Source organism: Mycolicibacterium grossiae, from assembly GCF_008329645.1.
GTDB lineage: Bacteria > Actinomycetota > Actinomycetes > Mycobacteriales > Mycobacteriaceae > Mycobacterium > Mycobacterium grossiae.
Genome location: NZ_CP043474.1, coordinates 4,056,696 through 4,082,597, shown reverse-complemented (window position 1 = coordinate 4,082,597; position 25,902 = coordinate 4,056,696). Strand labels below are relative to the sequence as shown.

Genomic DNA, 25,902 nt, shown 5'->3' with positions numbered 1-25,902 from the left:
GCCGAGACCCTACCGGCTCCCTCCGACGGGCTCCGCCAGCGACGCGCGGGCGTCGATCCCGGCACTCACCCGGGCCGCCGCCGCGGAGGCCACGAAGCACGCCAGCGTCGTCCAGCCGTCGACGCCGGTCAGCCCGTTCTTGGCCAGCAGGACCAGCGCCACGCCGGCCACGCACACCAGCGCACCGGCCGTGGCGGCCCAGACGCCCGTCGCCCGCGGCGCGCTGTCCCACCACGGCAGCCGGCGGTGCTCCAGGGGCGAGAGCACCCGGAACAGGACCGCCATGACGACGGCGAAGACCAGCGCGCGCAGCGCCAGCATCGGCCAGAAGTCCGCGGCGGTCACGTCGTAGGCGTCGAGTCCCACGGCGTGCAGGGCGAACGTCGCCACGGCGATCGCGGGGATGTGCCACAGGTAGAGCGTCATTGCGCCGCCGTTGCCGACGACGACGGCACGCCAGACACGTGGCCGTGCCGCCCACCGGCGGATCGGTCCGGCCGCCGCGACGAACGCCATCGACATCCACGTGCAGTGCAGGCCGAGCAGCAGGGTGGGCGGTGACACGTTCGACATCAGGTCGGTGCCGGTGACGACCAGCGACACCTGGTACGGCCCGACGACGGCGAGCAGTACCTGCGCGGCGAGGGCCGCCGCCGCCGCGCCCAGCGCGACACGCACCCCGATCAACCGGCGCGCGTAGGCCACGCCCACGGTCATCGGGATCAGCCACACCGTGAGGAACGTCGCCACGGCGAGCTGCGGATCGTCCACCGCGAGGCGCAGCGCGTCGAGGGCGGCGGTGACGGCGAGGAGTCCGACCAGCACGGCGACCACCGCGCCGAGCGAGCGCAGCCGGGTCAGCAGCGGCACGAACGCCAGCGCGACGAGGTAGACGCCGAGGAACCACAGCAACGCCACCGCTTCCCGGCCTATGTCGGCGGCCGAGTCGGCGCCCAGGACGAGACCGACCACCGCGACGCCCACCGACCATGCGGCGAGGTACCAGAAGGCGGGGCGGCACAGCCGCTGCGCGCGGGTGAACAGCCACGTCCCCCAGCGCCGGTCGGCGTGCCAGCCGTATGCGCCCGCCGCGCCGCCGGCGAGGAAGAACAACGGCATGACCTGCACCACCCAGGTGATCGGGGCCAGTGCCGGGAGTTCGCCGAGGATGTTGCCGATCCGCAGGCCGGTCCGGTCGATGGTCGCGAGCAGCAGTGCGCAGTGCCCGAACATGACGACGAGCAGCGCCGCGATCCGTGCGACGTCGACGGCGCGATCGCGGTCCGGCGGGGCGCTCGCGGCGGCGGGATCGGGCCCCGGGGCGGGCGTGGTGAGCGACATGACCTCAGCATGCCGCGTGCGGGCGCGCCGAACCACGAGTAGGACTACGCGTCGGCCGGCCGGTCGGAGATGCCTTCCCGAGCCGCTCCCATCGTTGCCGTGGCACCGTTACCAAGCTGTTATCGTGCAGGGCGTGGGACGGCACTCGTTAGCCAAGCCCCGGCGCCGCCGCCGCTGGTCGGTCGCCGTGGCTGCCGTCGTCGTCCCCGCCGTCGCCTTCCTCGCCTCCGGGGCGACCGCCGCCGCTCCGGTCCCCTCCACGGCCACCGCCGCACGCGTCGCCCAGGACTGCTGCGCGGAGGTGGTCGCCGCCGACGGCGGTGGGGCCGGGGCGTCGGTGCGGTTTCTCTACAGTCCGCCACCCGGCGAGTCGGTGGTGCTCAGCGCCGGCTCGGCCAGCCGCAGCGGGCGCCGCACGTTGCCGCCCGGCGTCGCTCCCGAGACCGGCCTGCAGATCAAGACCATCCTGGCCGCCCGAGCCATCAGCGCGGTCTTCCCGGAGGTCCAGGCGATCGGTGGCGTCCGCGCGGACCACCTGAAGTGGCATCCCAGCGGGCTCGCCATCGACGTGATGATCCCGAACTGGAACACCGCCGCGGGCCGCGCGCTGGGCAACGAGGTGGTGGCCTACACGCTGGCCAACAAGGACCGCTTCGCTCTCGACCACGTCATCTGGCGGCAGGTCATCTGGTCGCGCAGCGGCTCGCCGCACGTGATGGGGCACTACGGCTCGGCCGATGCCGACCACTACACGCACGTGCACATCGCCACCGAGGGTGGCGGCTACCCGACGGGTGGCGAGGTCTACTTCGGCTGACCCGCGGGCGCGGTAGCGGTCGGGGTGTTGACGTAAGGTCGTATCCACGGGGTGAAGCAGTCCGGGCCTCGGCCGGAGTGATTGCTGCGCCATGGAGGTACGTCGTGCAGGACATGTCGTTCGACAGCACGGACATCGGGGCCACCGAGGACTTCCTCGTCAAGGCCTACACGAAGATGCAGATCGGCGGCGAGGGCGAGTCCCCCCGCACGCGCATCGAGCGTCGCTGGCTGGGGTCGATCGCCGTCGACCAGCTCAGCCTCACCTATGACATGGGCTACGACGCCAATCCGCTCGAGAAGGTGACGCTGTGCCGCGTGCGCTCGGGCAGCATCGCGTCCAGCTTCAACGGCGTCGACGACGTCTACGGTCCGGGCGACGTCACGCTCGTCGCGCCGCCTGGTCTGCCCTACTCGGGGAGGGTGTGCGCGGCGACCTACGACCTCGCGATGCTCGACACCCGGGAATTGGATCGGGTTGCCAGCGCCGAGGGCGGGTCCACGCCGGTGCGTCTACTGGGCCACCGGCCCGTGACGCCGGAAGCCGGGCAGCGACTGAGCGCCTTCCTGGACTACCTGCGGACCACGGTCGCCGGCACGCCGCGCGCCCATGCCTCGACGCTCGTCGCCTCGACGGCGACGTCGCACCTGGCGAGCATCGTGCTCGACACGTTCCCCACCAATGCCCAAGCCGAGGCCACGGCCGCCGACCGCCACGACGCGACGCCGACGACGCTGCGGCGGGCCATCGCGTACGTCGAGGAGAACGCGCACAACGACATCACGATCTCCGACCTCGCCCAGCACGTGTACCTGACGCCGCGCGGCGTGCAGTACATGTTCCGGCGCTACCTCGATTGCACGCCGATGGAGTACACCCGGCAGGTCCGGCTGCAGCGCGCCCACCGGGATCTGCTCGATGCCGACCCCAACCTCGTCACCGTGACGCAGGTGGCGGTCAAGTGGGGGTTCGCTCACACTGGGCGCTTCGCGTCGCGCTACCGCCAGCAGTTCGGCGCCTACCCGCAGGAGACGCTGCGGGCGTGAGCAGGTTCTCTCGAATGGGGTTCGCAGGTCGCCACGAGCTACCTTGCATGCGATGCGTTTCGTACTGATCCTCCTCGCGGCGGTGACCGCCGCGATCGGCCTCTCCCCCGCGGCGCACGCCCAGACACCCATGCCGGATCTCAGCGGCTACACCGAGGTGTCGGCCTATCCGTACGCGTCGGGTGACGAGGCCTACTTCCAGACGCCCGACGGCCTGCTGTGCGCCATCCAGCCCAGCCGCGGCGTCGCCGGGTGCGACGGAAAGCTGCCTGCCGCGCTGATCGGCGCCAACCAGATCGTGCTGTCCGACGACGTCCAGGTCCGCGGGTTGCGCGCGACGTCCACACCGCGTTTCGTCAAGCCGACCGGCGGTGCCGCACCCGTGCTGCACGACGGGCAGAAGCTCTCGCTGGGCGACATCGAGTGCGCGGTCGGCCCGGGCGCGCGCACGGCCTGCACCAAGGGCACGCCCGCCACGCAGTGGTTCGTGGTCTCGCCGAGCCGCACCGGCGTCGGTCCCGCCACCGACGGCCTGCCGCAGGGCTTCCCCGATCCGAACGACTTCGTGGTCGGCGACGACACCTACCTCGTCGGCTCGGGCGCGAAGAACCTGTTCCCGGTGTTCACCGTCGAGGGTGGGCTGACGTGTTCGATCGCCGTGTTCAGCGGCGGCTCGATCGGCTGCGACGGCCCGCTGCCCCGCGTCACCGGTGGTGAGAACGAGGTGTTCACCGACCTGCCCGGGGCCACCGGCATCCGCCGCACCGACCAGCCCAAGTTCAGCACCCCCGCCTACCCGGGCGTGATCCGGCAGCTGCCGGTCGGTTACCGGGTGCACGGCACCGGCGCGACGTGCATGGCCATCACCGGCGGCGTCGCCTGCTACGGCACGCTCGACGGTCGCGTGCAGGGCTTCGTCGTCAGCCCGGAGGGCACCGAGACCTTCGGCTGAGCCCTGGCATCGCGCGGCCGTGCCGTCGAGATCGCGCCGAGGGTCGCGATCCGGCGCCATCCACAGCCGTGGACGCAATCTCAATGATTCTTCGCGAGATCGACACGAGGGTCGTGCCGCGGCACCAGATCGCAGCCCTGGCGTCGATCTCGCGAAGGCAATCCCCGTCCCGCATAACAGAGCGCTCGCTCTGTTACTCTGCCCTGGTGCCCCGCCCGCGCGTCCACGACCTCGGCCACGTCCTCGACGTCGCCGAGCGGCTGGCCGTCGAGGAGGGCATCGCCGCAGTGACGATCCGTGCGCTGTCCGACTCGACGACCATGTCCAACGGCGCGCTGTACCACGCGTTCGGATCGCGCGGCGGGCTGCTCGGCCGGGCATGGCTGCGCGCCGCCGAGGAGTTCCTCGCCCTGCAACGCGATGCCGTCGACCAGGTGCTCGCCGCCGGTTCCCCCGCGACGGATGCCGTCGTCGCGGCCGCGCTGTGCCCGGCGACATTCCTCGACCACGACGCGACGTCGGCACGCTTCCTGCTCACCGTGTCGCGCGACGAGCTACTGCGCACCGGTGACCTTCCCGACGACGTCGCCGGCGCGTTGCGGCGACTCGACGACGCGCTCGTCGACCTCTTCATCCGACTGGCGCGCGCCCTGTGGGACCGCGGGGACGCCCGCGCGGTGGCGCTCGTCCGCACGTGCGTCGTCGAGCTGCCCACCGCGCTGCTACTGCGTGCCGACCCGACGGACCCGGCGGCGCGCGACCGCCTGGCCGCCGCCGTCCGCGCCGTCCTGACCATCCCGCCCGCCTGACCGCACCCCGACGAGAGGAACCCCGCCATGACGATCAGCCTCGACTACCGCGACCAGATCGCCGTGCTCACGCTCGGTGACGACGAGAACCGCTTCTCCCCGGAGTGGCTCGACGCGATCGACGGCCACCTGGCCGAGGTGGAGGACCGAGCGCTGGGCCTGGTGACGACCGGGCTCGGCAAGTTCTACTCCAACGGCCTCGACCTCGACTGGCTGATGGCCCACGGCGACCGCATGCAGTGGTACGTCGGACGCGTGCAGGCGCTGTTCGCGCGGATTCTGACGTTCCCGCTGCCGACGGTCGCGGCGGTCAACGGTCACGCCTTCGGCGCCGGCTCGATGCTGGCCATCGCGCACGACTTCCGTGTGATGCGTGCCGACCGTGGCTACTTCTGCTTCCCCGAGATCGACATCCGCATCCCGTTCACGCCCGGCATGGCCGCCCTCATCCAGGCGAAGTCGACGCCCCAGACCGCCGTGATGGCGATGACGACGGGGCACCGCTACGGCGGCGCCGAGGCGCACGGGGCGGGGCTGGTCGACGACACCGCCGCCGAGGACGGCCTCGTCGAGGCCTCGATCGCGCGGTTGACGCCGATCATCGGCAAGGACAAGGGCACGCTGAGCGCGATCAAATCCACGATGTACGCCGGTGTCCTCGACGCGCTGCGCACCGACGGCACCTGACGGAGCCGGCAGCACAGCATCCCCGGGCCGATCGCGGGGCGTTTCGGACGGATCGAGCGGCTTTCGCCGCTTCGCTGGATGCGCCGCGCCGTTGCGGGGATCCTGGAAGCCGTCGGGGACATGCAGGCCTCGGCTCGCGGGAGGTCACCATGCCGGCGAGGATCCGCCGCAACCGGAAGTCCGAGCAGCGGCACACGGTGTACACGCTGCTCCACGAGGTGGACGAGCTGCAGCGCCGCGGGAGAACCGACGTCGAAGGCGCCTTGACGCGCATCAACGAGATCTCGATGGCGTCGGTCCCGGGCGCCCGGTACGCCGGGGTGACGGTCGTCGACGACGTCCGCCGGGTCCGGTCGCTGGGCGCCACCGACCGGGTACCGCGCGTCCTCGACGACGTGCAGGCCGAGGTGCTCGAGGGCCCGTGCCTGTCGGCGGCATGGCAGCAGCACACGATCGTCGTCGACGACCTGTCGGTCGAGGACCGCTGGCCCGCCTACCGCGAGCGCGCGCTGGCCCGCACTCCGGTGCGGGCGGTGATGTCGTTCCGGTTGCACGCCGCGGGCGACGGCCTGGCGGCGCTCAACTTCTACGCCGAGCACGCTGGGGCATTCGACGACGAGTCGGTCGAGCTGGGCTTGATGTTCGCCGCGCATGCCAGCATGGCCTGGAACCTGCTGCACCGGGAGCAGCGCTTCCGCAGCGCGCTGGCCAGTCGCGACGTCATCGGACAGGCCAAGGGCGTGCTGATGGAGCGCTTCGACGTCGACGCGGTCGCGGCGTTCGAGTTGCTGCGGCGGATGTCCTCCGACGCCGGAACGTCGATTGCCGAGATCGCCGAACGCCTGGTGGCGCGTCGACGGTGAACTAGGGGGCGAGCTTCGCGAGTTCGCTGCGCGATCCGCGTTCCACGAACAGCGGGACGAAATCCCGCAGGGGCCGACCCTCGAAGCGCGAATGCTGCTGCGCCACCACGGACGTGACGGTGTCCGACGGAACCTGCGGGAAGGTGGCGCTCAACCGGTCGACCACCTGCTTGATCAAGACGTCCTCGGCGCTGTGCTGTGCCATGCGTCGATGTTCGCACCGCGTTCACTCGCCGGTCAACGAACTGTTGAATCGTTTCAATCACACTGCCGTCAGCGCAGCGTTCGGACGACCTGCTGCAACGGATCCGACGACGTGGAGATGGCGCCGACGTACGGGTGCGACAACTCCAGGATGAGGAAGAGGTTGGCCGCGACGATGACGCCGACGACCGCCACCATCGGATAGTGGTACCCCGAGCGCTCCACCCCGTAGACGACGACGGTGCCGAGCACCATGGCGCTGGTGACGCCGAGGACCACCCACAGCGGCCACGGCGGACCGGTGTCCGCCCGCGCCGTCAGCAGCCGGACCGTCCGCGCCTGACTCGCCTCGTTCAGGTTGGACGTCGACGTCGCCAGGGCGGCCTTCTGCACGTCGGACGTCGCTCGCACCTGCCGGTACGCGGCGTAGAGCTCGTCCAGGGCGGTGTCGGCGTCCCGCGATTCCGTCGTGTCGGCCGTGTCCCACTCGGCGATGGCGGCCTGCTCGTAGCGGAGCAACGCCTGCCGGATGCGCACCTGATCAGCCGCGTCGAACGCCGCGACGTCACGCGCCAGCTGCACCGCGGCCGCCCCCTCGGCGCGGGCGTTGCCGTCGGCGGTGTTGATCTGGCCCCACATGCTGGACACCACGAAGCCGACGAAGAAGGCGTAGACGAAGCCGATGAATCCGTAGGCGAACTTGGTGACGTCGTTGTGCTCGCCCTGCAGCAGCGCCGGGAAGCGGCGTCGGACGTAACGCTGGGCCAGGACCGCGCCGCCCGCGATGAGGAGACCCAGCCCGAGCAGCAGCAGGCCCGCGGGCACCGTCGTCACCAGCCATCGGCTCATCGCGGCGACCCTTCGTCGGGATGCAGGGCACCGCGCTCGTCCGATCGGGGCCGGGCGCGCACGGCGACCAGCCCGCCACCGATCACGAGCGCCATGCCGACGTAGGTGACCAGCGTCGGCGGATGCCGCCACACCACCCAATCGATGAGCGCGGTGAAGACGATGACCGAATAGATGACGGGTCCCACCTTCTCCGCCGGCGCATGGCGGTAGGCCAGCACGATCAGCGCCTGCGACGACACCTGCGCCACACCGATGGCCACCAACCACGCCCAGCCGGCGGCCGGTACCGGACGCCACTGAACGACGGCGAATGGCACGGCGAGGAGCGTCGAGAGGACGAAGTAGTAGAACAGCACCCGGGCCATCGGCTCGGTGGCGCCCAACCACCGCACCGTCATCATCGCCGTCGCCAGCAGCAGCGCTCCGGCGAACGCCGCCAGCTCGCCGACGCCCAGACCGCCGGCGGTAGGGCGCAGCACCAGCACCACGCCGAGAAAGCCGAGGCTCGCCCCCAGCCAGGTCGCTCCGGCCACGCGCTGCCGTGAGACCGCCCAGGCGATCAGCGGCATCCACAGCGGCGCGCTGTACGTCAGCAGGGTGGCGGTGGCCAGCGGGATGCGGGTGATGGCGAAGAACAGCGCGTACCAGCAGGCGGTTCCGGTGGCGGCCCGCAGCAGGTGCAGCAAGATCCGGTCAGTGCGGACGAAGGCCCGGCCGCCGCGCACGGCCACCGGCAGCACGCAGAGCAGTCCAACCACGTTCTGCGCCAACAGGATCACGCCCGTCGAGGCGTACTGGCCGGACGCCTTGGCCAGCGCTCCGACCAGCGCCACGCCGAAGAACGCGGCGGTGCTCAGCAGTGCGGCCAGGGCGAGGTTCTCCGGACGGTGGCCCACGGCGGCGGGTGCGGTCACGTCGACTGCAGCGCAGCCTGGACGTCGGTCTGCGTCCTGGCGAGGAAGGCCTGGAGGTCATCGCCGACCATGAACGTGGTGGTGACGCGACGGCGCTCGGCGATCCGCTGCCATGCCGGCGAGTCCACCATCGTGGCCAGCGCCCGCTGCCAGTACTCGACGGCGTAGCGCGGCATGTGCGGTGGTCCGTAGAGCCCACGCCAGTTCGAGAGCGTCACGTCGAAGCCCTGCTCGCGTGCCGTGGGAACGTCGAGGCCGGGGAGGCGGTTCTCGGCCAGCACGCCGAGCGCCCGCAGGTCCCCGGAGGTGATCCGGTCGACGAACTCGCTGACCCCGCCGATGGCGACGTCGACCGCGTCGGCGGCCAGTGCGTCGCTCTGATCGCCGCCGCCCTCGTGGGTCACGTAGCGGGTCGACGCCGGATCTCCTCCCGCGGCCGCCACCAGCAGGTCGAAGGGCGCCTCGTCGTCGTGGGCCGCGCCGACCCGCACACCGGCCGGGTCCGCCGCGACGGCCGCCAGGACGTCACCCAGATTCTGGTAGCGGGAGTCCGGACGGGTCACCACGACGAAGTACTCGGTCAGCAGCCGCGCGATCATGGTGACGTCGGCATAGCCGTACGGGGACGTGCCACTGACCTGATTGATCATCATGGCCAGGGAGGTCACCGAGATCTGGTCGTCGGCGCCGTCGTGATCCCGGACCATCGTGGCGAGGAAGTCCGCGCCGCTGCCCCCGGGCCGGTTCTGAATCGGCAAAGGCACGTCGACGATGCGGTCCTCCCGTAGCGCGTCGACCACGGAGCGGATCGTCAGGTCGAACCCGCTCCCGGGGTTCGCGCCCGCCGTCATGGTCACTGGGCCCGTGGGGTATGGCGCGGCAGCCGCGACGCCGATGGTGCCCGCCCCCGCAGCGACCAAGGCCGCGGCGAGCAGGATGGCAAGGCTGGTTCGAATGCTCACGGGCATGAGTTCTCTCGTCGAAGCGGCGTTCTCGCGTTCATCCGGTCGGTCTCACGCCGGAGGACGTCGTTGAGCATGCGTGGCGCGACCACGTCGAGGGCGCGCAGGGCGAGCGCCTTGCGCGGGGCGATGCGGACGGGCCGGGTGGTGGCGGCGGTCACCAGCCAGTCGGCGGCCTCGTCGGCCGACAGCGCGGCGACCCCGTCGTAGGCGCGGGTCGGTGCGATCATCGGAGTCGCGACCAAGGGGTAGTACACCGTCGTGGACTGCACGCCGAACGGTCCCCATTCGGTGTCAATGACGCGGCTGACCGCACTGAGGGCGGCCTTGGAGGCGTTGTAGGCGGCGAACATCGGCGATGATTCGGGCAGTACCCGCCACGTGGCGACGTTGATGACGTGCCCGTCGCCGCGGTCGATCATGCCGGAGGCCACACCGCGGATCAGTCGGAGCGGCGCGTAGTAGTTGAGTGCCATCACGCGTTCGACGTCGTGCCAACGCTCCAGCGAGTCGATCAGCGGCCGGCGGATCGAGCGGGCCGCATTGTTGATCAGCACGTCGACGGGCCCGGCCTCGCGGACGACGCCGTCGACCTGGTCGAGGTCGGCCAGGTCGGCGGGCAGGGCGATGGCCGCACCTCCGGCGGCGACGATGTCGTCGACGACGGCGGTCAGGCGGTCCTTGCGGCGTGCGACGGCGATGATCGTGGCGCCCTCGGCGGCCAACTTCCGGGCGGCGGCCTCGCCGATGCCCGAGGACGCACCGGTCAGCAGGATGCGCTTGCCTCGCAGGTCGACACGCGACCGGGACGGCCAGCGCGGCATGGGCCGCATCCCCGCCATGCGTAGCGCCCTGCGGAGGTCGTCGCGCGCGGACGCGAGGGAGCGTTCGCCTTGTCGCGTGGAACCCATGTCACCCCTCGGTCGCGCGTGCCCGCTCATTGTGGAGGTCGCGTCGCCGCGGCGTGGTGGATCGACTACTGCATTTTCGCCGGCGTCAACCACCGGACTACGGCAGCGGGACCCGCCGCGACGTCGTCACAGCGGGTTGCCGCGCTCGTCGCACGGTGCCTGCACGCCGATGTCGATTCGCGCGAGCGTGCGCGTCATCTCGGCCGGGCTGATGCTGCCGTGCTCCCCCGCGTACGGCCGGTCGAGGAAGAAGACCACCAGGAGGCCGGCGGTGACGAGCGCCGAGACGCACGCGATCGGCAGCGCCTGGATGCGGCGGCTCTCGCGCGGATCGGCCTGCACGACCATGTACGTCAGGGTCAGCACGGCGCCGATGCCGAGCGCGAACCACAGCGGCGCGGGAAGGGTGGGCGCCGCCTCGGCGAGCCGGGCACGCCGGCCGTCGCGACGCTGCGCCTCCTGGTCGAACCACTGCGCGAATGCCGCTTCCTGGCGGGCATCACCCGGTGCCGCGGCGGCGAAGTCAGCGTGCAGTCGGTCAACCCACGCTTCGGTCAGCTCGCTGGTTCGGTCGTCGCGCATCGCGGGCCACTCGTCGTGGACGACTGCCCGCCCGTAACACACGAGGTCACCGCGTAGGCGGCCACCTGCGGCGGCCGGCAGGATCCTCGCGACCGAGTTCTGCTCGGTGAGGGCGACAGCCTCGATGCTGGCGCCCTCCCGTGCGCGGGCGAAGCTCTGCAGCGCGAAGAGGATGACGAACGCGAGCATGACCGCGAACATCGTGCCGATCACCGACAGCGATCCGGCACTGCGCGTCAAGTCGGTGAAGAAGCCGCCTTCGGGTGCGCGCCGGCGGACGAGGAGCTTCGCGGTGACCGCCGTCGCGACGACGGCGAGGACGATGAGGGGCGTCAGCCAGACGAGCACGATGCGAGACTCTAAGTCGGAACCGACGCGGCCGCGCGGCGTTTCGGGGAACGACCCGGTACGCGAACGAGGCGGCCCCGGATCGCTCCGGAACCGCCTCGGATGTCGGGCTGACAGGATTTGAACCTGCGACCACTTGACCCCCAGTGAGTCGGACAATGTGAACAAGTGTTCTACCGCGTGCAACAGGTCCAGTTCAGCGACCCATTCTCGTTCACCGCATCACACCGCGTCCACCGCGTCCGTGCCCATCTTGGGACACTGCTGGGCCATCGGCGAACGGGCATTCGGTCCGACAGCCGGCAGTGGGAACGCGAAGTCAGCAAGTGCTCTATAGGGTGATTAGGTGATAATGGCTGGAGTCTCGGTCTGCATTAGGCGCCCCTTATACCGGTGCCTTTCCGCTTAGGCAGCGAAGGTATCGACTTTTCCCACTTGTCGGCTGGCTGCAGCTTCTCTACCAGCGCCTTCAGCCGCCCATCGGCGATCAGCGGACTACCCTCGTGCATTACGGTTTTCAGGTCCCCAGATTTAACGTCGAAGATCAGCACTGCTGCACGCGGCATACGAAGCTGATACTTCTTGGCCTTCGCGTAATCTCGGAGGAGCTGTGTCGCTTCGGGGAGGTCAGCTGAGGTATCTTCAACAGCCCACACCAACAGCCAGGCATCTTTTCTGCTAGTACCGACCGGGCGGGCGACGTGATGTCCTCTACCATCCGCTTTTGCCCGTTTGATCAGCTGCCTTGGCGTGGCCATGAACGCCTCCTGCGTTCCGGTCGCCCCAGACAAGAAGGTAGCGCCGATGCTGCACCACCCGAAGTCTCTCCGCTGCTGTAATTGTCGAACTAGCGGGAGCGTTGGGGAGCCCTTGAGGGCTGGCTTGTCGGCCGGCGTATCTGAAAGCCCGATCTGATACCAGTGCCATGCGTCTAGGGCATCTGTGTGGCTAGAAATAAACCTTCGGGCTCGCAACTGTTCTTCTCGTCGTCTGCGATCCCTTACACGCACCTCCTTCATGTGCTCTAGATCGTTCATCATCAAATTTGGATCCGGCTGTACGTATAAACCGCTTTCAAAGAAGTAAAGAAAGAAATCTAGTTCGTCAGCGGCAGCGTACATTGTGGTTACCTCAGGGTGACGACGACGCCTGAGGTATAGCAGGAACATTGCAACAGCAGAATCGTCGACCAACTCTGTCACCAACCTAAGGTCGTTGAGGGAGACGGTCCAGGGAATACTGTCTTTATTGATCAGGGCCGCCTCAACGAGGTCTGCAGTGGCTGTGCTTACACCGGACAAGTCCTCAAGGCTTACCGCGATAGTGTGGATTTCTCGCACGGCGTTGGCGTCTACCCAATTGCCATCCCGGAGGCGGAAGCCGCCGTCCTTCTCAATCCTGTCTTTGAGTCGGTCTGCTTGTTCCGCTGCCTTGGTAATGATTCGTGTGATGTCGTTTCGCAGTCGACGAGTATGACCAGCGCGAGCGGCAGGTGCAACTGCGACCGCTTTAGCTTCCACAATGACAGCGACATCGTCTAAGAGAAATAGAAGGTCGCCTTCAACTAATTTCGTATACCCGGCGGGGTCGCCCCTCTCCTCTGTTTCATCGACTGGAACGAAATATTCGAAGCCGGACAGAGTTCGAGCGCCGGGAAGTACGGGTGACAGGCACCGTTCGGTCTCGGCTTCGAGGTACTTGCCGCGATGAGCCTGATACTCGTCCCAGTACGGCGACGCCTTCAACCTCTGCTCGAAGTTCTCTCGAATCGACGGAAGTATGAGCGACGGGTGCACCAACATGAAGCGAACGCCGCTGGCATCGGACATCAAAGGATGAGTCCGAAGCGCGTTGTCGCCTGTCGTAAAGTTCTCAACAACAGATGTCGGCGATCCGAGATTGGGATCGAGCGCAAACTCCCTGAAGACCAAGTTAACCGTCTCTTCGCTAATGCCTAATTTCGCAGCGACTTCTTCGGGAGTAACCGATACTTCAGAATCGCCGGGATCCCACGTATCTTTGTAGATTCGACTACCTAATTCTTGCAATTCTTCAGCGCTGAGATTTGCTTGATTGGCCCGCGCTTCTTGAATCCGCATCATCATGGCATTCATTCGGTCCGACATTTTGGCAGACTGGATGTCATCACATGCTTCGAGAACATTAATTGCAGTGTGAAGGTCAAAACCAATCAAATTATTTAGTGCGTTCTTAATACCGGGCGGATCAAACAGCTCGTCTAGGGTTGACTTGACCATATCCGGATAGGACAGATTTCGTACTTGCACTTCGCTCGCCCGCGCACTTGCCTGAATCTTTACCATCGAATCCAAGGTCCCGCCTACGGTCGCTCGCAACAGATGGATTATTGCCGACAGCTGGATTATCCTATCGACTTCCGTCTTCCATACTTCTAGCTGCTGCCAGATATCCGATGCGTCCGGGTCGCGTGATGCATCGGCGGCTGCCGCTAGCAAGCTGAGTAGCTCGACGCGTGCAGGACCGCCCTCTGTATCCATGAAGTTCGCACCTTGCATAAAGCTCCAAGGCAGAAAATTCATCCGAGCCACCTCGCAGACGGCAAATCTACCGTAGCGGCCCAAGCTGGATGAGAGAGAAGTTACCGTCTTCGCCAATTCGTCTTCGCACCACGGCAGCATCGCGTCACCGTCCGGAGCTTGTTCAAGCAGAGCCGCCGCCCCACCGATTGTTTGCATGATTACCGCCGTATGGCGGTCAATCGGTGCGGGAGCTTTCTCTCTCTTGCCGCGACGTTTTCGACGTACTTCGCGGCGCTTGGTTCTAGAAGGCACTAGCTGATGTTCGCACGCTGCCCCGATGAACTCGAAGTATTTTAATGGCAATGGCGCTGCGGTCGTTACTGACTGCGCTCAAGAACGGTGGAGGAGCCTGGGGCGGTTCCGGCGCGGATCACCGCGCGGCCGATATTGCTAGATCCATACCGTCGGTCAGGCTCAGGGCCGCGCGGCTGCCGTGACCCGGCGCGGGCGTCGAAGATAAGCAGCGGACATGACGCGGCTGCCATCAGCCGCCGATCCTGCGGCGCATCCATGCGGGCGGAGGCGGCATCCGACCCTCGCGTGCACGCCGCTCGATGTCGGCCATCGACACGATGTGCATCTGGCCGATGGAGTGCACCAGGACGTCGTGAGCGACGGTCAGCGCGTAAATGCAGTCGGGCTGGTGTTGGGTGCCCTGCCAGCGCACCGCTTGTTCCTCAAAGGTCGGCAGATACCCGGCGATCCTGACGGTGCCGTTCTCCAACCCGGCGACCAGCTTCGTGCTGCGGACCAGAGCATCACCCCGGCCGCGACCGGTGGTGTCGCCCTTGGGTGGCCACGACGTCACCCTGATCGGGTGAGTCAGCCGGTAGCGGCGCAGCGTGTTGTTGACCACGCTCAGGTATCCCTCGCGCGCGGTGAACGTCTCGATGGCGATCTCAGACGCGCCGACGTCCTGCGCCAGCTCGGCCGCTGCCCGCGCCCAGCGTTCCGGCGTCATCGGCTCCGAGATGTCGCGGTGCACGACCACCATGCCATCGCGGGTCAGGCTGGCCGCGACGATGCCGCAGGCGTCGCCGTAGCCGCTGTCGGACGGATCGACGCCGACGACCGTGCGCAGGGGCGCGGTCGGCGTTGCCGGAAGCCGCCACTGGTCGAGCCACTCGCGCCGGATCACGTTGCCCTCGGGCGAGGCCGGGACGCCCTGGAACTCCGCGTACCAGGTGCGCTCGCCGACCGAGCGGCGTAGGTCGGCGAAGTGCACAGGTGTGCGGCCGACCGCACTGGTCATCGTTTGGCCGACCGGCCGGTGCAGAGTATCGGGTATCCCGGTCTCGGCGACGGCGGGAACGCTGATGTGGGTCCATCGCTCGGGCTCCTCGGCGAGCAGCGTGCCGATCAGGTCGCCGGGATGCCAGCGCACACCGATGATGATGACGCTTGCACCAGGGTGAATACGGGTCATCAGGGTCGAGCGGAACTCATGCAGCACACGGCGTCGGTGCGTCTCGCTGTCGGCCTCCTGCGCGTTCTTTACGACGTCATCGAGGATGAGCAGGTCGGCTCCCTTGCCGGTGATACCGGCCATGACGCCGGTCGCCAGCAGCCCGCCGCGATGCTCGGCGATCCGCCAACGGCCGACGGCGTGCCGGTCGTCGGCCAGGTGGATACCGAGGGCGTCGCCGTGCGCGGCGATTAGGGCGCGGGCGTTGGCGCCGTGTTCCTGCGCCAGGTTGTCGGCGTAGGACGCCAGGATCATCTCGGTTTCGGGATCGGATGCCAGCGCGAACACGGTGCCCAGGACGGCGACCGTGGTTGATTTGGCCTCGCGCGGCGGCACCGAGATAATCAGCCGCCCGTCGGGCTGCTTAACCGCCTCGGCGAACGCCTGGCCGATCATCGCCACCGTCGGGGTGGTGCGGTAGCGGGTGCCCATCAGCCGCCGACCGAGGGCAGTCGGGGTCGTCGGCCGGGTCCGTACTCGGGCAGCCGACAGCGCCGTCACGTCGATCAGGTCGCGGGCCGGGTCGAGGGTTGGGGTCACGGTGCTCCCAGCATGTGGAAACGGTCACCGGCTTGATAGTCGATCAAGCGGGCGCAGGATTGGCGGCAATGCCCATCGATGGCAACCCGCAGCGGCAACGGTGCCGACAGCACACGGTGTCTATGCGCGGTCGCGCGCCAGCGGGCCAGGGTTGTCCCACCGGGCCGGTATCGACGCCTGGCGACCGCCTCAACAGTCACTCTCGTAACACGTTGCGCGGTCGGCGGTCACGCATCAGCGATCACCGCCGAACGGCACCCCGGCGAGGTGGTGGTGATACGGGCAGCACCCGGCCTCGATCAGACCGGGCCAGGTGCCGCCGTCCTGGAACAGCGCCGCCAGCCCGCCGCAGTGCTCGCAGGGCACACAACCGCTCAGGTGTGCGTAGCCGAGCAGGAACAGCACTGCCGTGCGGTCGGTGAGGTGGTTCAGAACGTCGTCAGTCTCCTCGGGGGTGAACGGCTCACGGCCGTGGTCGCGACAGCGTCGACAGTCACAGTGGCCCGGCGGCGTCGGGTCCGGCTCACGCCCTTGGAGCAGGTGCTTGCGCAGCGCCTCTCGGCCAGCGGTAGAACGCTGACCGTCGGCGTCGTCGGCGTAGCCGCAGCCCGGCACGTCGCAGACCGCCCGTATCGGCATCGGGCGGCAGGGCCGGAACGGCTCGCCGGTCTCGGGGTCAATCAGCATCGTCTCGCCTCTCCTGTCGCGCCTAGTCCGACGGCCAATGCACTTCGCCAGGCACGTGTCCGGTGCGGCGCGTCGCGGGCGTCTCGCTGCCGCTGGTCGTCGGTGGTCTCGGTCATCCGCAGCCCGCGAAACACTCGCTCGCCGGTGTAGCCGCGCGTTTGGATCAGTTCCGCGAAGCTCATCCGAACGCGGTATTGCGAACCGAATAGGCGCTCACGTCGCGGGGGCTCGGGCTCGGGCGGCGCGACCGGCGGCGCGGGCAGGGCGACCGGCTCGGGCGTCGTCGTGGCGTCGGTCCGGCTGCGGAGACGGTCGAGCAACTGGCGTCGCTGTCGGCTAGCGGTCATTGGTGTGGTCCTCTCGCTGCTGGTGGCGGTATCGGTCGATCACCGCCAGCGCCGCCGTCTCGGCCTCGGCCAGCACGTCGTCGGGTACGTCGGCGAAGGGGTCGCCGTCGGCGGCGTCGGCGTCACGATCGGCGCTGGCGTCGTCCTCGGTTGGCGGGGGCGCGGTGCCGGTCTCGCCTGTCTCCCGATGCCGCTGCACGGCCAGCCATTCAGTCAGCTCGGCGGCGCTCAGACCACCAGCGCCGAGGAACTGACGCGCGACGTCGGTATGCAGCGACCACAACGGGTCTGCCGGTCCCGGCCCGACGACGCCGAACGTCGCGCGGCACACCTCGGCGGCTCGTCGCTCGACGGCCGGGCCGGACAGTGTGCCGTCGGTCAGCTCGCCGAGCACCGCATACGCCGCTTCCACCACGCCGGCGTCTGTGACGTGCCCGGCCTCGGGTCCGCTGGTCGTCATCGCTCGACCACCTCCGCATCTATCGCGTCAAGTGCGTTGTCGCCGTTCATATATGGGTGCCTCCCGGCACTGGGCAGGGCGTTGGCGTCGCCGCGCTGGGCCAGCACCGCCAACAGTTGCGACTTGCCCTCGGCCAGAATCTCGGCAGGTGACCGGCCCACCGTGACATCGACCTGTTGGCGCTCGGGCTGATAGGTGCCGGTCAGCTTGGCGAGCTGGTCACCGTTGCGGACCAGCTCACGGTTGAGCGCCGCCAGCTTGTCGTCGTCGGCGTCGAGGAACGCGGCGGCGAACCGCTCGCCCAGCACACGGCTGCGCAGGCGCACACTTTCGACCTGCTCGCGGTGGGTGACCTCGGCGGGCTCGCGGTGCTCGCGGGCAACGTGAGCCTTGACCGCGCTCTGTGCCGCGCCGACGCTGCGATAGTCGAGCTTGCGCATGATCTCGCGCCACGACCAGTGCGCCGAGCGCAGGGCGAACGCCTCGGCCGCGCGGGTGCGGCTGTCGTGTCGGGACATCGTGGGACCGGGCATACCGATTTTGTACCGAACTACCGTGCAGACCCACGGCGACGCCGACGCGCGCGGGCGCGGCCGTCGGGGCTCGACGCTATCGTCAGCAACTTGAGCGAGGGACTGGAGCGACCGATTCGGCGACTCGATGAACGGGTCGTCCGCGATGCCGCCGTGCGTCCCAGCCGCTGGTACGGTCCGCCGCCTGAGGACGACTGTCCGTGCGGGTCCGGTCGTCAGGCCACCCGCTGTCATCGAGCGAGCGACGGATCCTGGATCGCCGAGCCGCCGCCACCCCTGCTGACTGGGCCGCGCACGGGCTACGCGAACCCGGGGTGCTACGCCCGAGCCAGTAAGGACTGCGATGAGGAACTGACACGCGAGCACTTTATTTCCGATGACTTGCTCGGCTCGATCTCGTGGGACGGCAAGGTTGTCGTCGTCGAGGGTGCCGCGTGGCAGGACAAGACCGCGAAGCGCAAGACGATCGGCCGAGGGTCGCTGTCCCGCAAGATGCTGTGCCGTCGCCATAACAACGCCTTGTCGCCGCTGGACAAGATGGCTGCTGAGTTCTTCCGACTGTTGCTGGAGGATCACGTTGACATTTTCAAGTACCTCGGAAATGACGACCGTGGCAGTTTCCCTCGCGGGTTCACCATGGTCAGCGGGCCACATATCGAACTGTGGATGCTCAAAGTCATCTGGGGCGCAATCGAAGCCGGAGCGATGGAGGTGGACGGCCACACCGCGTACCGGTTCCGACTGGGCGTGACGACCGAGCAGTTGGCTGAAATCCTTTGGCGCGGGGCACCATGGCCTGCGGCATGGGGTCTGTACGTGCTGCTCGACCACGACTCGGACCAGCCATCGATTCCGAGGGCGATACGGATACGCCCGGCCAGCATGGGTAGCGAGATCCTTGGCGGCTATGTCCAGATAGCGGGCTTCGAGTTCCTGATCAGTTTCGAGACCCCACCGGTTCGGCGAATCTACCGTCCGTGCGGCATCACCTTCTCGCGTGTCGGGTTTCCGGTGAACAGTTACAAGATGGTCGCGTTCGCGTGGCCCGAGATCGGACACCCGATCATCAACGTCGTATCGAATGTGCCGCCCGAGGAGGACTACTCGGTGCCGAGCAACGCGCGAGCCGCCGCCAATTTCGGTCGGATCGCGGCTGGGTCGCTGAACGTGACCCCCGTCCCAAGCCAACCTAGAAGGACCTACCGACCGAACAGGCCGTAGACCCGCGAGCCTCCGACGAGAGTGGACATCGCCGGTGGTCACAGGACCAGCGGCACGGTTGCGATTGGTCGCTGCCAGGCGCTCGTCGTCGGCGTCGCCGAGACCGACGTAGTTGCGCCCGCCGATCTTGACCAGCCACACACGGCCGGTGTGCCACAACGCAATCAGCCGGTCGCCCTTCTGGCTCTCGGAACCTGGTAGCCGCCGCCTGACTTCGGCCCAGGGGCGTAGGTCACCGTCGCCCGCATCGGCGAGCGCCGCCAGAATTGCGGCGTCGATCTGGTCGTCGGTGATCATTGTCAGTCTCCTCGGTCGGGTGTCGGGTTTGCTGCTGGCGAGGTGGTCGCGGGGGTGGTCCAGGTGGTCCGACCCTTCGGGAACTTTCCTAACGCGTGGAGCTACATACCAAAGTTCCCGAAGGGTTGGACCGCTTGGACCAATTCGAGTGTGTGCGCTGAAACCGCAGGTCACGACTCACGCACCCTGTGCCGACGGACGGGCGTCGTCGTGGCCGCGACGCATTTCGTCCTCCAAGGACCGGAACCGAACGCCCGTCCACACCCACGGACGGCCCTTGACCAACGGCGCGAGTGTGCCGAACGCGTCGTTTGCCGAGCGCGTCGGGCGCGACAGCCCGTCGAGCTTGCGCGGCTTGGACTTCTCGACGCCGTGGCGCTTGGTCTCCTGGTGGTCGGCGAACCGTGGCCCGAACGTCTCCCGCGACCACTCGCGGTGCCCGGTCTCGGCCAGCCAGGCGTTGAAGTCGGCCAGCATCTCGGTGGCCAGAATCTTGCCCGCCGGGTCGGGTGTCAGCCGCTCGGTCCAATAGCCCAGCACACGGTCGGTCTCGGCGCGCCATGCCAGGGTGTCGGCCGCGACCCGCTCGGTGGGCAGCAGCGCCCCGGCGGGGTCGGCGTACCAGGCGATGGCACCCTGAACCGCCCAGTTGACCAGGGCGTCGTGCTGGCCGTCAGCGCCCTCGGTGACCCGCTGCTTGAGCGTCGGGTCACCGAGCCGGTCGGTGTCGCGCACCCGGTCCTCGGCGCGCTTGACGAACGTGTACGGGAACACCAGCAGGGCCAGCCGCCGCCACGTGCCGTGGTCGGTCTGGTCGATGATCGGCCGGTGGTTGGTGTTGACGAACAGGGTGTGGCTGGCCCGAAACGTCATGTTGTCCTGGTAGAGGCGGCGGGCGGTGATGAAGTCCACGTCGGTCATGCGCTTGATGGCGGTCACGTCGAGCGAGCGGCCCTCGGTCAGTTCCTCGCCGATGACCAACCGCCGGCCTCGCAGGTCGGCGCGCTCGGTCGAGTGGTCGTTGCCCTTCTCGACGCTGAACAGCCGCGACGATGCGGTGTGCGCGTAGGTGCCCAGCGCCGGGAACAGCGCGCCGGTCGTCAGCGCGCTCTTGCCGTTCTCGCCGCCGCCCTGCAACAGCACGATGTCGGCGGACATGTGGCCGGTGATGCCCTGCCCGGCCCGGCGCTGGAACCACGCGCACTCGGCCTCGGGCAGCGCGGTGAGCACCGCGTCCACGTCGGGGTGGGTGTAGCCGGGCCGATATCTGCCGCGCGTGATGCGAGTCATCAGCAGGTCGGGGTCGTGCGGGTACAGCTCGCCGGTCCGCAGGTCCACCACGCCGCTGGGCGTGTTCAGCAGGTCGGCGTCGGCGTCGAGCGCGTCGGCCTCGATCTCGACCAGGTTCTCGGCGAGCTTGAGCACGGCGGTGATGCGTGCGGCGCTGCCGATCTTCTTCCACGACTCAATGGCGTCGAGCAGGTCACCGTTGGACGGGTCGCTGGCGAGCTTGCGGGCGAAGAACCGCATCCGGCCCATGACGAAGCGGCGCACCGCCTCGGTCGGCGGACCGTCACCGCACTCGCGCCAGCGGGTGCCGGTCCATTGCAGCCAGCCGAGACCGCGCGCGGCGACGAACTTCCCGCGCAGCACCCTGACGGCGATGATCTCGGCCAGCCCGGCGTCGGTGAACCGCGCCTGACCGGGAACGTTGCCGCCATCGTCGTCGTCATCGTCGCTGTCGTCGTCGGCGTCGAGGTCGAGGTCGGCCACGAACGGGCGACGGTCGGCGTCGGTCTTGAGCCAGGACGTCAGCACGTCGTCGTCGTGGCGGTCTGCCAGCCGCTCGGCCAGGTCGGCGCGCTGATCGACCGCCCACCGGGCGTGAGGCAGGGTCAGACCGGCGTCGTAGACCGCAGCGACGACGCGCATGGTGTCGGTGCTGCGGTCGGCCGGGCTGGTCACGTAGTCCAGCGCCGCCGCGACGTCGGGGTAGGCGCTCAGGGCAAAGGGCAGCGGGTCGTCGTCGGCGTCGTCAGGCCGGGGCGCAGTCGCGCGCGTGGCCTTGGCCGTCGTCGGGCCGGTGGCCTTGGGCTTGGTCGAGCCCGTCAGCGGCGCGTCCGGCAGGGTGATGCCGAGCCGGTCGGCCAGGTCGGCGGCGTCCCAGCGCACGCCAGCGGGTCGGCTCAGCCACGCGACGGGCGCAGACTCACCGCCTCGGGCGCGGCCTTTGTGATTGAGCGTGCCCGGCGGTCGCAGGACGTCGTTGGGCATGATCTTGGCGTCGGCGTCGCCCAGGTGGGCACCGAGCGCACGGCACAGAGCCGTGTGCTGATGCAGCGGGACCGACGCGGCCAGGTCCACGTAGACGTGGGCGTGGCCCGGCGAGCCGGTCGAGACCGCCCAGCCGCCGAGGTCGGCCACCTTATCCAGCGGGCAATCGCCGTCGATGTCAGCGTGAATCTTGGTCAGCGCCACCGCACCGTCGGGTGTGCGCTCATCGCCGGTCATCAGGTACGGGCACACGTAAATGTCGTAGGTATCGACAAACCCCGCCAGGTCGTCGGCGAGCTGCTCGGCCTCGGCGGGCCAGGCGCGCATCAGCGGAATCCACCGGGCGTCACGGTGGCCCGTGGTCGGCTTGAACTGATAGCTGCCGCGCGCGGTCAGGTAGCCCGCCCGTCCGCCGACGAAGTGCACGACGCCCTCGTCGGCGTCGCCAAACACCGCCGCCAGGTACTCGGCGATGTCGGTACGGGTGCTGCCACCGTCGGCGCTGGTGGCCTCGGTGCGATCAGCGGTATTCTCACTGCTAGGCACTTGCTCAATTGCCTCTCGTTGTGATCGGTGCCGCCCCTGCTCCGAGGCCGACTTGCGCCAGGGGTGGCACCGTTCTCTGTTTCTAGTTCAATTCAGTTGTCGCGCAAGACGTCTCAGACATCGACGCGGTGCGCCGGTCGGCCCGTAGTCAGCACCGGACACACCCCGCGTCAGTCCTCGATGCCCAGCATTCGGCGAAGCGCCACCGTGGGCACACGGACCCGCTTCGCGCCGAGGCGGATGACCGGCAGGTCGCCGGATGCCGCGAGCTGATAGGCGTAGCTGCGCGACACGCCGAGCACCTGCGCCGCGCGCGGAATGCTCACGGTCGCCTCGCTGCGAAGCTCCTCGATGGTCGTGGACCGGGAGTCCACGCCTGTGGTCGTGGTTGTCATGTGTCCATGATTGCGCCTTAATTCAGGCGCGTCTAAGGTGATAACCCATGAGCGGGTCACGCAACGAGTACTCACCGCGCCGATCGGGTGAAGTCGTCGGCGTCGAGGTCGATCCGGCACAGGAAAGGCCGGTCACAATCAGATTGTTCGACCATCGCCATCGGTACGAGGTTGCTTGGACATCGACGGCCGGCGGGCCGGTTGTCACTGATCTGCGAATCTCATCTGACGACGGCATGCCCATCACGTCGAATAGCGTCAAGCGCATTCCAGTCGAACGGCTCGCCAAGACTGCTGCGCTCCACGACACACCCGAGTCGGCGAAATTAGGGCGCGATCTTCGAGCCGCGTTCGAGACGGTGGTTGACAGCTACAGCGACCCCGAAACGTTGGTAGCCGAGGCATGCGAATGGTTGGAATCCACCGGCGACGCCGACGCCGCCGACGCCGCCCGCCATTTGCGAAGCGCCGCCGTAACGGATGCCGCCGGCCTCGTGGCGGACACGCTTGAAAACGTCGAGAAGCGGCGTTTCACCGAGGGCGTCGTTCGCGCACTCGCCAAACGTCGTTCAACACAGAACAAGGGCGGGCGACCAACTGAGTGGACACCCGAGTTTCTGATGCAGATAGCGCAGTGGGCGCGCGAGGCCGCGCCGCACGGCGGCAGTGTGTATGAGCGCGTTCGCAGCCGAGCGTCCAACCAATTGGGGTATGACGTCTCGGTTCACCAAGTCAAGTGGTGGGTCAAGCAATGCAAGGAGTCCGACCCACCGCTACTCGGACGTAATGAACTCCGCCAGCCTCGCAAGTCTCGCGCGGCCACCGATCAGCACAGGGACCGATGACTATGACCGAGAGCCAGCCCAAGCGCACCCGGCGTGCTGAGCCGATCACTAAGCGCACGGCGAAGAACGGCGCGACCACCTATGAGTTCCGCGCCGACGTCGGCACCAAGGCCGACGGCAGCCGCGACCGCCGACGGTTCACCTATCGGACGCTGGCCGAGGCTCGGCGCGAGTACCGCCGGATCACCAGCGAGGTCCACGCGGGCACCTACGCCCGGCGGACTGCCCTCGCCGTCACCGAGGCGTGCGACCAATGGCTGGCCGGTCGGCGCGGCATTCGTCAGGTGACGTATCAGGGTTACGTCGATGCGCTCAAGCCGGTGCGCCGCCACCTCGGCGGCAAGAAATTGCAGGCGCTCACCAAGGCCGACGCCGACGGGCTGGTGGTGTGGATGCTGACCGCCGGACGGCAGTCGCCGCGCCACTACCAACCCACCTCACTGGCGGGCCGGGTGGCCGCGCTGATCGGCGAGCACCCCGAGGGCATCACGGCGGCGGCGATCAAGACGGCGTTTCCCGAGGCCGACGTGCACACCTGCCTGTCGGGGCTGATCCGCTCGGGGCGCGTCGTCCGGCCGCGTCGGGCGGTCTACGTGCTGGCCGACGCCGACAGCGCCACGGCGGCCGACCAGACCGGCAGCACACGGCGCGGTGTGCTCCCGGTGACGGTCCGGTCCACGCTGACGGCGTTCACGGCGGTGGTGCAATCCTTCGTTGATCAGGGCGTGTTGCCGCGCAACGTCGTGGCCCTGGTCGAGCGGCCCAAGGATGCCGACGCCGCGCACACGGCCACGAAGGACGGCGACACCGAGACCGAGACCACGGCCAAGTCGTGGACCGTGGCCGAGGTCGAGCGGTTCCGCGAGTCGGTGCGCGATGACCGGCTGTATGCCTGCTGGTTGTTGTCCTGCTACGGCCTGCGCCGCTCCGAGGTGCTCGGGTTGCGGTGGTCGGCAGTCAATCTCGACACCGGCACCCTGTCGGTGCGCCGGGGTCGCGTCGCGGTCGGTGCCGAGACGGTGGAGGGCGGACCCAAGTCGCGCCGCAGCCGCCGCGACCTGCCGATGCCCGCCGAACTCGCCGAGGCGCTGCGCACGCTGCGCCAGCGCCAGCGCGCCGAGGCTCTGGCGGTCGGCGTCGGGTGGTCCGACGACCGCCTGGTGGCCGTGCATGAGGACGGCACACCCGTTCGGCCCGAGTGGTATTCGGACACGTTCCACCGCCTGCGTGAGAGCGTCGGGCTGCGCCGGATCAAGCTGCACGGCCTACGCAACACGGCGGGCTCGTTGCTGCTCGACCAGCGGCAGCCGCCGCACATCGTCGCGGCGTGGCTCGGCCACGACCCGGCGGTGCTGCTGTCGATCTACGCCGACGCCAAGGCCGACGAACTGCGGGCGGCAGGCGCGTCGCTGTTCGGGTGACCCGGTTGGCCACCGCTGGCGCGTGAATAGCCGGGCTCGTCGGTTCCCCGTTGCAGAATGAGAGTGTGTCCAGTCCACCGCGTGTGTTTATGTCCTATTCCCACGATGACGACGAGCACCAGGATTGGGTCCTGCAACTCGCATATAGGTTGCGCGGCAACGGCGTTGACGTCTGCCTCGACCGATGGGACGTCGCACTGGGCGGCAACCTGACGCACTTCATGGAGCGCACCGCAGATGACGCATATCGCGTGATCGCCGTCGTATCTCAGACGTACTGCAAGAAGTGCAACGACCGCAGTGGCGGAGCCGGGGTCGAGGCGCAGATGTTGTCAGCCCGGCTATACGCCAAATTGGACTCCGACGCCGTCATTCCCATCATCAGGAACAACCCCGATGCGGAGTTGCCTGCGTTTCTCAGCGGGCGGCTCTGGCAGGACTTTCGGGATGCCGCCACGCAGGAAGCTGCATACGAGAGGCTATTGCGCGAGATTCACGGCGTCGCGGTTGACGCCGCGCCGCCTATCGGACCGAACCCGTTCGAGGGACGAACGGAGACCGAGGCGAAGTTGGCCATCAAGAACTCGCCTGGACGATGGCACAGTCCGGCGTTTCAGGGTGATGTCGAGTTCGTGGCTTCCCAGAACAGCGGCAATTACAAGATCGGGTCCGGTGATTCGCAATTCACGTTAGATATCGACTGGCTTCGCAACCAGGTCCGCGCATATCGCGATCCGGGCGACATCGCCCACGTTGCCGTCATCAGCAGAGCGCGCGAACGGCCCGAACTGCTGGCGGACGTGTCTCAGTTCGACACAAGTAACCGGGTGGTCTATGCCACCGTCGGCGACGCCTTTGTGCTCCACAACCGCAAGGGGTTCTGGGCACTGCTGTATATCGACAAGCTCTACTCGCGTGCGGGAACCCTGCATCGCGAGGATCTAGTTGATTTCCGGTACGCCATACAGCCCAACCGGACCCCAGATTTCACCGGGTTCGCCTTCCCCGAGGCGGACGCCTGA

General features: G+C 68.2%; 24 protein-coding genes. 10 read left to right on the top strand and 14 right to left on the bottom strand.

Going from position 1 to position 25,902, the window contains the following annotated elements; all coding sequences use genetic code 11:
* Positions 1-9: 9 nt before the first annotated feature.
* Positions 10-1,341 (bottom strand): acyltransferase family protein, encoded by a 1,332-nt coding sequence (locus FZ046_RS19625; protein ID WP_070354555.1) that lies wholly within the window; start codon positions 1,339-1,341, stop codon positions 10-12.
* A 133-nt stretch (positions 1,342-1,474) separates the two neighbouring features.
* Here FZ046_RS19625 and FZ046_RS19620 point away from each other — a divergent pair, with 133 nt between their 5' ends.
* From FZ046_RS19620 to FZ046_RS19595, 6 genes are all read left to right on the top strand, one after another.
* Positions 1,475-2,158, top strand: a complete 684-nt coding sequence (locus FZ046_RS19620; RefSeq protein ID WP_070354589.1) for a VldE C-terminal domain-containing protein — start codon at positions 1,475-1,477, stop codon at positions 2,156-2,158.
* A 113-nt stretch (positions 2,159-2,271) separates the two neighbouring features.
* Complete coding sequence (locus tag FZ046_RS19615; protein WP_070354590.1) at positions 2,272-3,204, top strand: helix-turn-helix transcriptional regulator; 933 nt, start codon at positions 2,272-2,274, stop codon at positions 3,202-3,204.
* 52 nt (positions 3,205-3,256) lie between these two features.
* Positions 3,257-4,156 carry a hypothetical protein gene (locus tag FZ046_RS19610; RefSeq protein WP_070354556.1) on the top strand — a complete coding sequence of 300 codons (900 nt, stop codon included), beginning with the start codon at positions 3,257-3,259 and terminating at the stop codon, positions 4,154-4,156.
* A gap of 206 nt (positions 4,157-4,362) precedes the next feature.
* Positions 4,363-4,965: a TetR/AcrR family transcriptional regulator gene (locus FZ046_RS19605; RefSeq protein ID WP_070354557.1), complete on the top strand. Its 603-nt coding sequence runs from the start codon at positions 4,363-4,365 to the stop codon at positions 4,963-4,965.
* A 27-nt stretch (positions 4,966-4,992) separates the two neighbouring features.
* Positions 4,993-5,652 carry an enoyl-CoA hydratase-related protein gene (locus FZ046_RS19600; RefSeq protein WP_070354558.1) on the top strand — a complete coding sequence of 220 codons (660 nt, stop codon included), beginning with the start codon at positions 4,993-4,995 and terminating at the stop codon, positions 5,650-5,652.
* Between the two features lie 149 nt (positions 5,653-5,801).
* The gene (locus FZ046_RS19595) at positions 5,802-6,515 is read left to right on the top strand and encodes a GAF and ANTAR domain-containing protein (protein ID WP_070354559.1); all 714 of its coding nucleotides are present in this window, start codon (positions 5,802-5,804) and stop codon (positions 6,513-6,515) included.
* A 1-nt stretch (position 6,516) separates the two neighbouring features.
* On the opposite strand, the gene FZ046_RS19590 is transcribed toward FZ046_RS19595, so the two are convergent.
* From FZ046_RS19590 to FZ046_RS19540, 11 genes are all read right to left on the bottom strand, one after another.
* Positions 6,517-6,720, bottom strand: coding sequence for a three-helix bundle dimerization domain-containing protein (locus FZ046_RS19590; RefSeq protein WP_070354560.1), 204 nt, complete (start codon positions 6,718-6,720; stop codon positions 6,517-6,519).
* 68 nt (positions 6,721-6,788) lie between these two features.
* Positions 6,789-7,568, bottom strand: a complete 780-nt coding sequence (locus tag FZ046_RS19585; RefSeq protein WP_070354561.1) for a bestrophin-like domain — start codon at positions 7,566-7,568, stop codon at positions 6,789-6,791.
* Positions 7,565-8,485, bottom strand: coding sequence for a DMT family transporter (locus FZ046_RS19580; RefSeq protein ID WP_070354562.1), 921 nt, complete (start codon positions 8,483-8,485; stop codon positions 7,565-7,567). Before FZ046_RS19580 ends, FZ046_RS19585 begins: the two co-directional genes overlap by 4 nt.
* Positions 8,482-9,447 carry a tripartite tricarboxylate transporter substrate binding protein gene (locus FZ046_RS19575; RefSeq protein ID WP_256277851.1) on the bottom strand — a complete coding sequence of 322 codons (966 nt, stop codon included), beginning with the start codon at positions 9,445-9,447 and terminating at the stop codon, positions 8,482-8,484. Before FZ046_RS19575 ends, FZ046_RS19580 begins: the two co-directional genes overlap by 4 nt.
* The gene (locus FZ046_RS19570; RefSeq protein WP_083298385.1) at positions 9,444-10,358 is read right to left on the bottom strand and encodes an SDR family oxidoreductase; all 915 of its coding nucleotides are present in this window, start codon (positions 10,356-10,358) and stop codon (positions 9,444-9,446) included. The genes FZ046_RS19575 and FZ046_RS19570 overlap by 4 nt, the downstream gene beginning before the upstream one ends.
* A gap of 126 nt (positions 10,359-10,484) precedes the next feature.
* Positions 10,485-11,288 (bottom strand): bestrophin-like domain, encoded by an 804-nt coding sequence (locus FZ046_RS19565; protein ID WP_070354565.1) that lies wholly within the window; start codon positions 11,286-11,288, stop codon positions 10,485-10,487.
* A gap of 374 nt (positions 11,289-11,662) precedes the next feature.
* A complete protein-coding gene (locus FZ046_RS19560; RefSeq protein ID WP_125939782.1) occupies positions 11,663-14,005 on the bottom strand; it encodes a preprotein translocase subunit SecA in 2,343 nt (780 codons plus the stop codon).
* 328 nt (positions 14,006-14,333) lie between these two features.
* On the bottom strand, positions 14,334-15,710 hold the full coding sequence (locus tag FZ046_RS19555) for a terminase large subunit domain-containing protein (RefSeq protein ID WP_246183072.1): 1,377 nt from the start codon (positions 15,708-15,710) through the stop codon (positions 14,334-14,336).
* A 378-nt stretch (positions 15,711-16,088) separates the two neighbouring features.
* Positions 16,089-16,541, bottom strand: coding sequence for a hypothetical protein (locus tag FZ046_RS19550; RefSeq protein WP_070354567.1), 453 nt, complete (start codon positions 16,539-16,541; stop codon positions 16,089-16,091).
* Positions 16,542-16,877: 336 nt separating this feature from the next.
* Positions 16,878-17,348, bottom strand: coding sequence for a hypothetical protein (locus FZ046_RS19545; RefSeq protein WP_070354568.1), 471 nt, complete (start codon positions 17,346-17,348; stop codon positions 16,878-16,880).
* The gene (locus FZ046_RS19540) at positions 17,345-17,881 is read right to left on the bottom strand and encodes a hypothetical protein (RefSeq protein WP_070354569.1); all 537 of its coding nucleotides are present in this window, start codon (positions 17,879-17,881) and stop codon (positions 17,345-17,347) included. Before FZ046_RS19540 ends, FZ046_RS19545 begins: the two co-directional genes overlap by 4 nt.
* Positions 17,882-17,971: 90 nt before the next feature.
* On the opposite strand from FZ046_RS19540, the gene FZ046_RS19535 reads away from it, so the two are divergent.
* Complete coding sequence (locus tag FZ046_RS19535) at positions 17,972-19,102, top strand: hypothetical protein (RefSeq protein WP_125939784.1); 1,131 nt, start codon at positions 17,972-17,974, stop codon at positions 19,100-19,102.
* 474 nt (positions 19,103-19,576) lie between these two features.
* On the opposite strand, the gene FZ046_RS19530 is transcribed toward FZ046_RS19535, so the two are convergent.
* Together FZ046_RS19530 and FZ046_RS19525 are read right to left on the bottom strand one after the other, a co-directional pair.
* Positions 19,577-22,219: a DNA primase family protein gene (locus FZ046_RS19530; RefSeq protein WP_070354571.1), complete on the bottom strand. Its 2,643-nt coding sequence runs from the start codon at positions 22,217-22,219 to the stop codon at positions 19,577-19,579.
* 170 nt (positions 22,220-22,389) lie between these two features.
* A complete protein-coding gene (locus FZ046_RS19525; protein ID WP_070354572.1) occupies positions 22,390-22,614 on the bottom strand; it encodes a helix-turn-helix transcriptional regulator in 225 nt (74 codons plus the stop codon).
* A 47-nt stretch (positions 22,615-22,661) separates the two neighbouring features.
* Between FZ046_RS19525 and FZ046_RS19520 the strand changes: the two genes are divergently transcribed.
* From FZ046_RS19520 to FZ046_RS19510, 3 genes are all read left to right on the top strand, one after another.
* A complete protein-coding gene (locus tag FZ046_RS19520) occupies positions 22,662-23,459 on the top strand; it encodes a hypothetical protein (protein ID WP_125939785.1) in 798 nt (265 codons plus the stop codon).
* A 2-nt stretch (positions 23,460-23,461) separates the two neighbouring features.
* Positions 23,462-24,880, top strand: coding sequence for a site-specific integrase (locus tag FZ046_RS19515; protein ID WP_083298387.1), 1,419 nt, complete (start codon positions 23,462-23,464; stop codon positions 24,878-24,880).
* 65 nt (positions 24,881-24,945) lie between these two features.
* Positions 24,946-25,902, top strand: a complete 957-nt coding sequence (locus tag FZ046_RS19510) for a toll/interleukin-1 receptor domain-containing protein (RefSeq protein ID WP_125939786.1) — start codon at positions 24,946-24,948, stop codon at positions 25,900-25,902.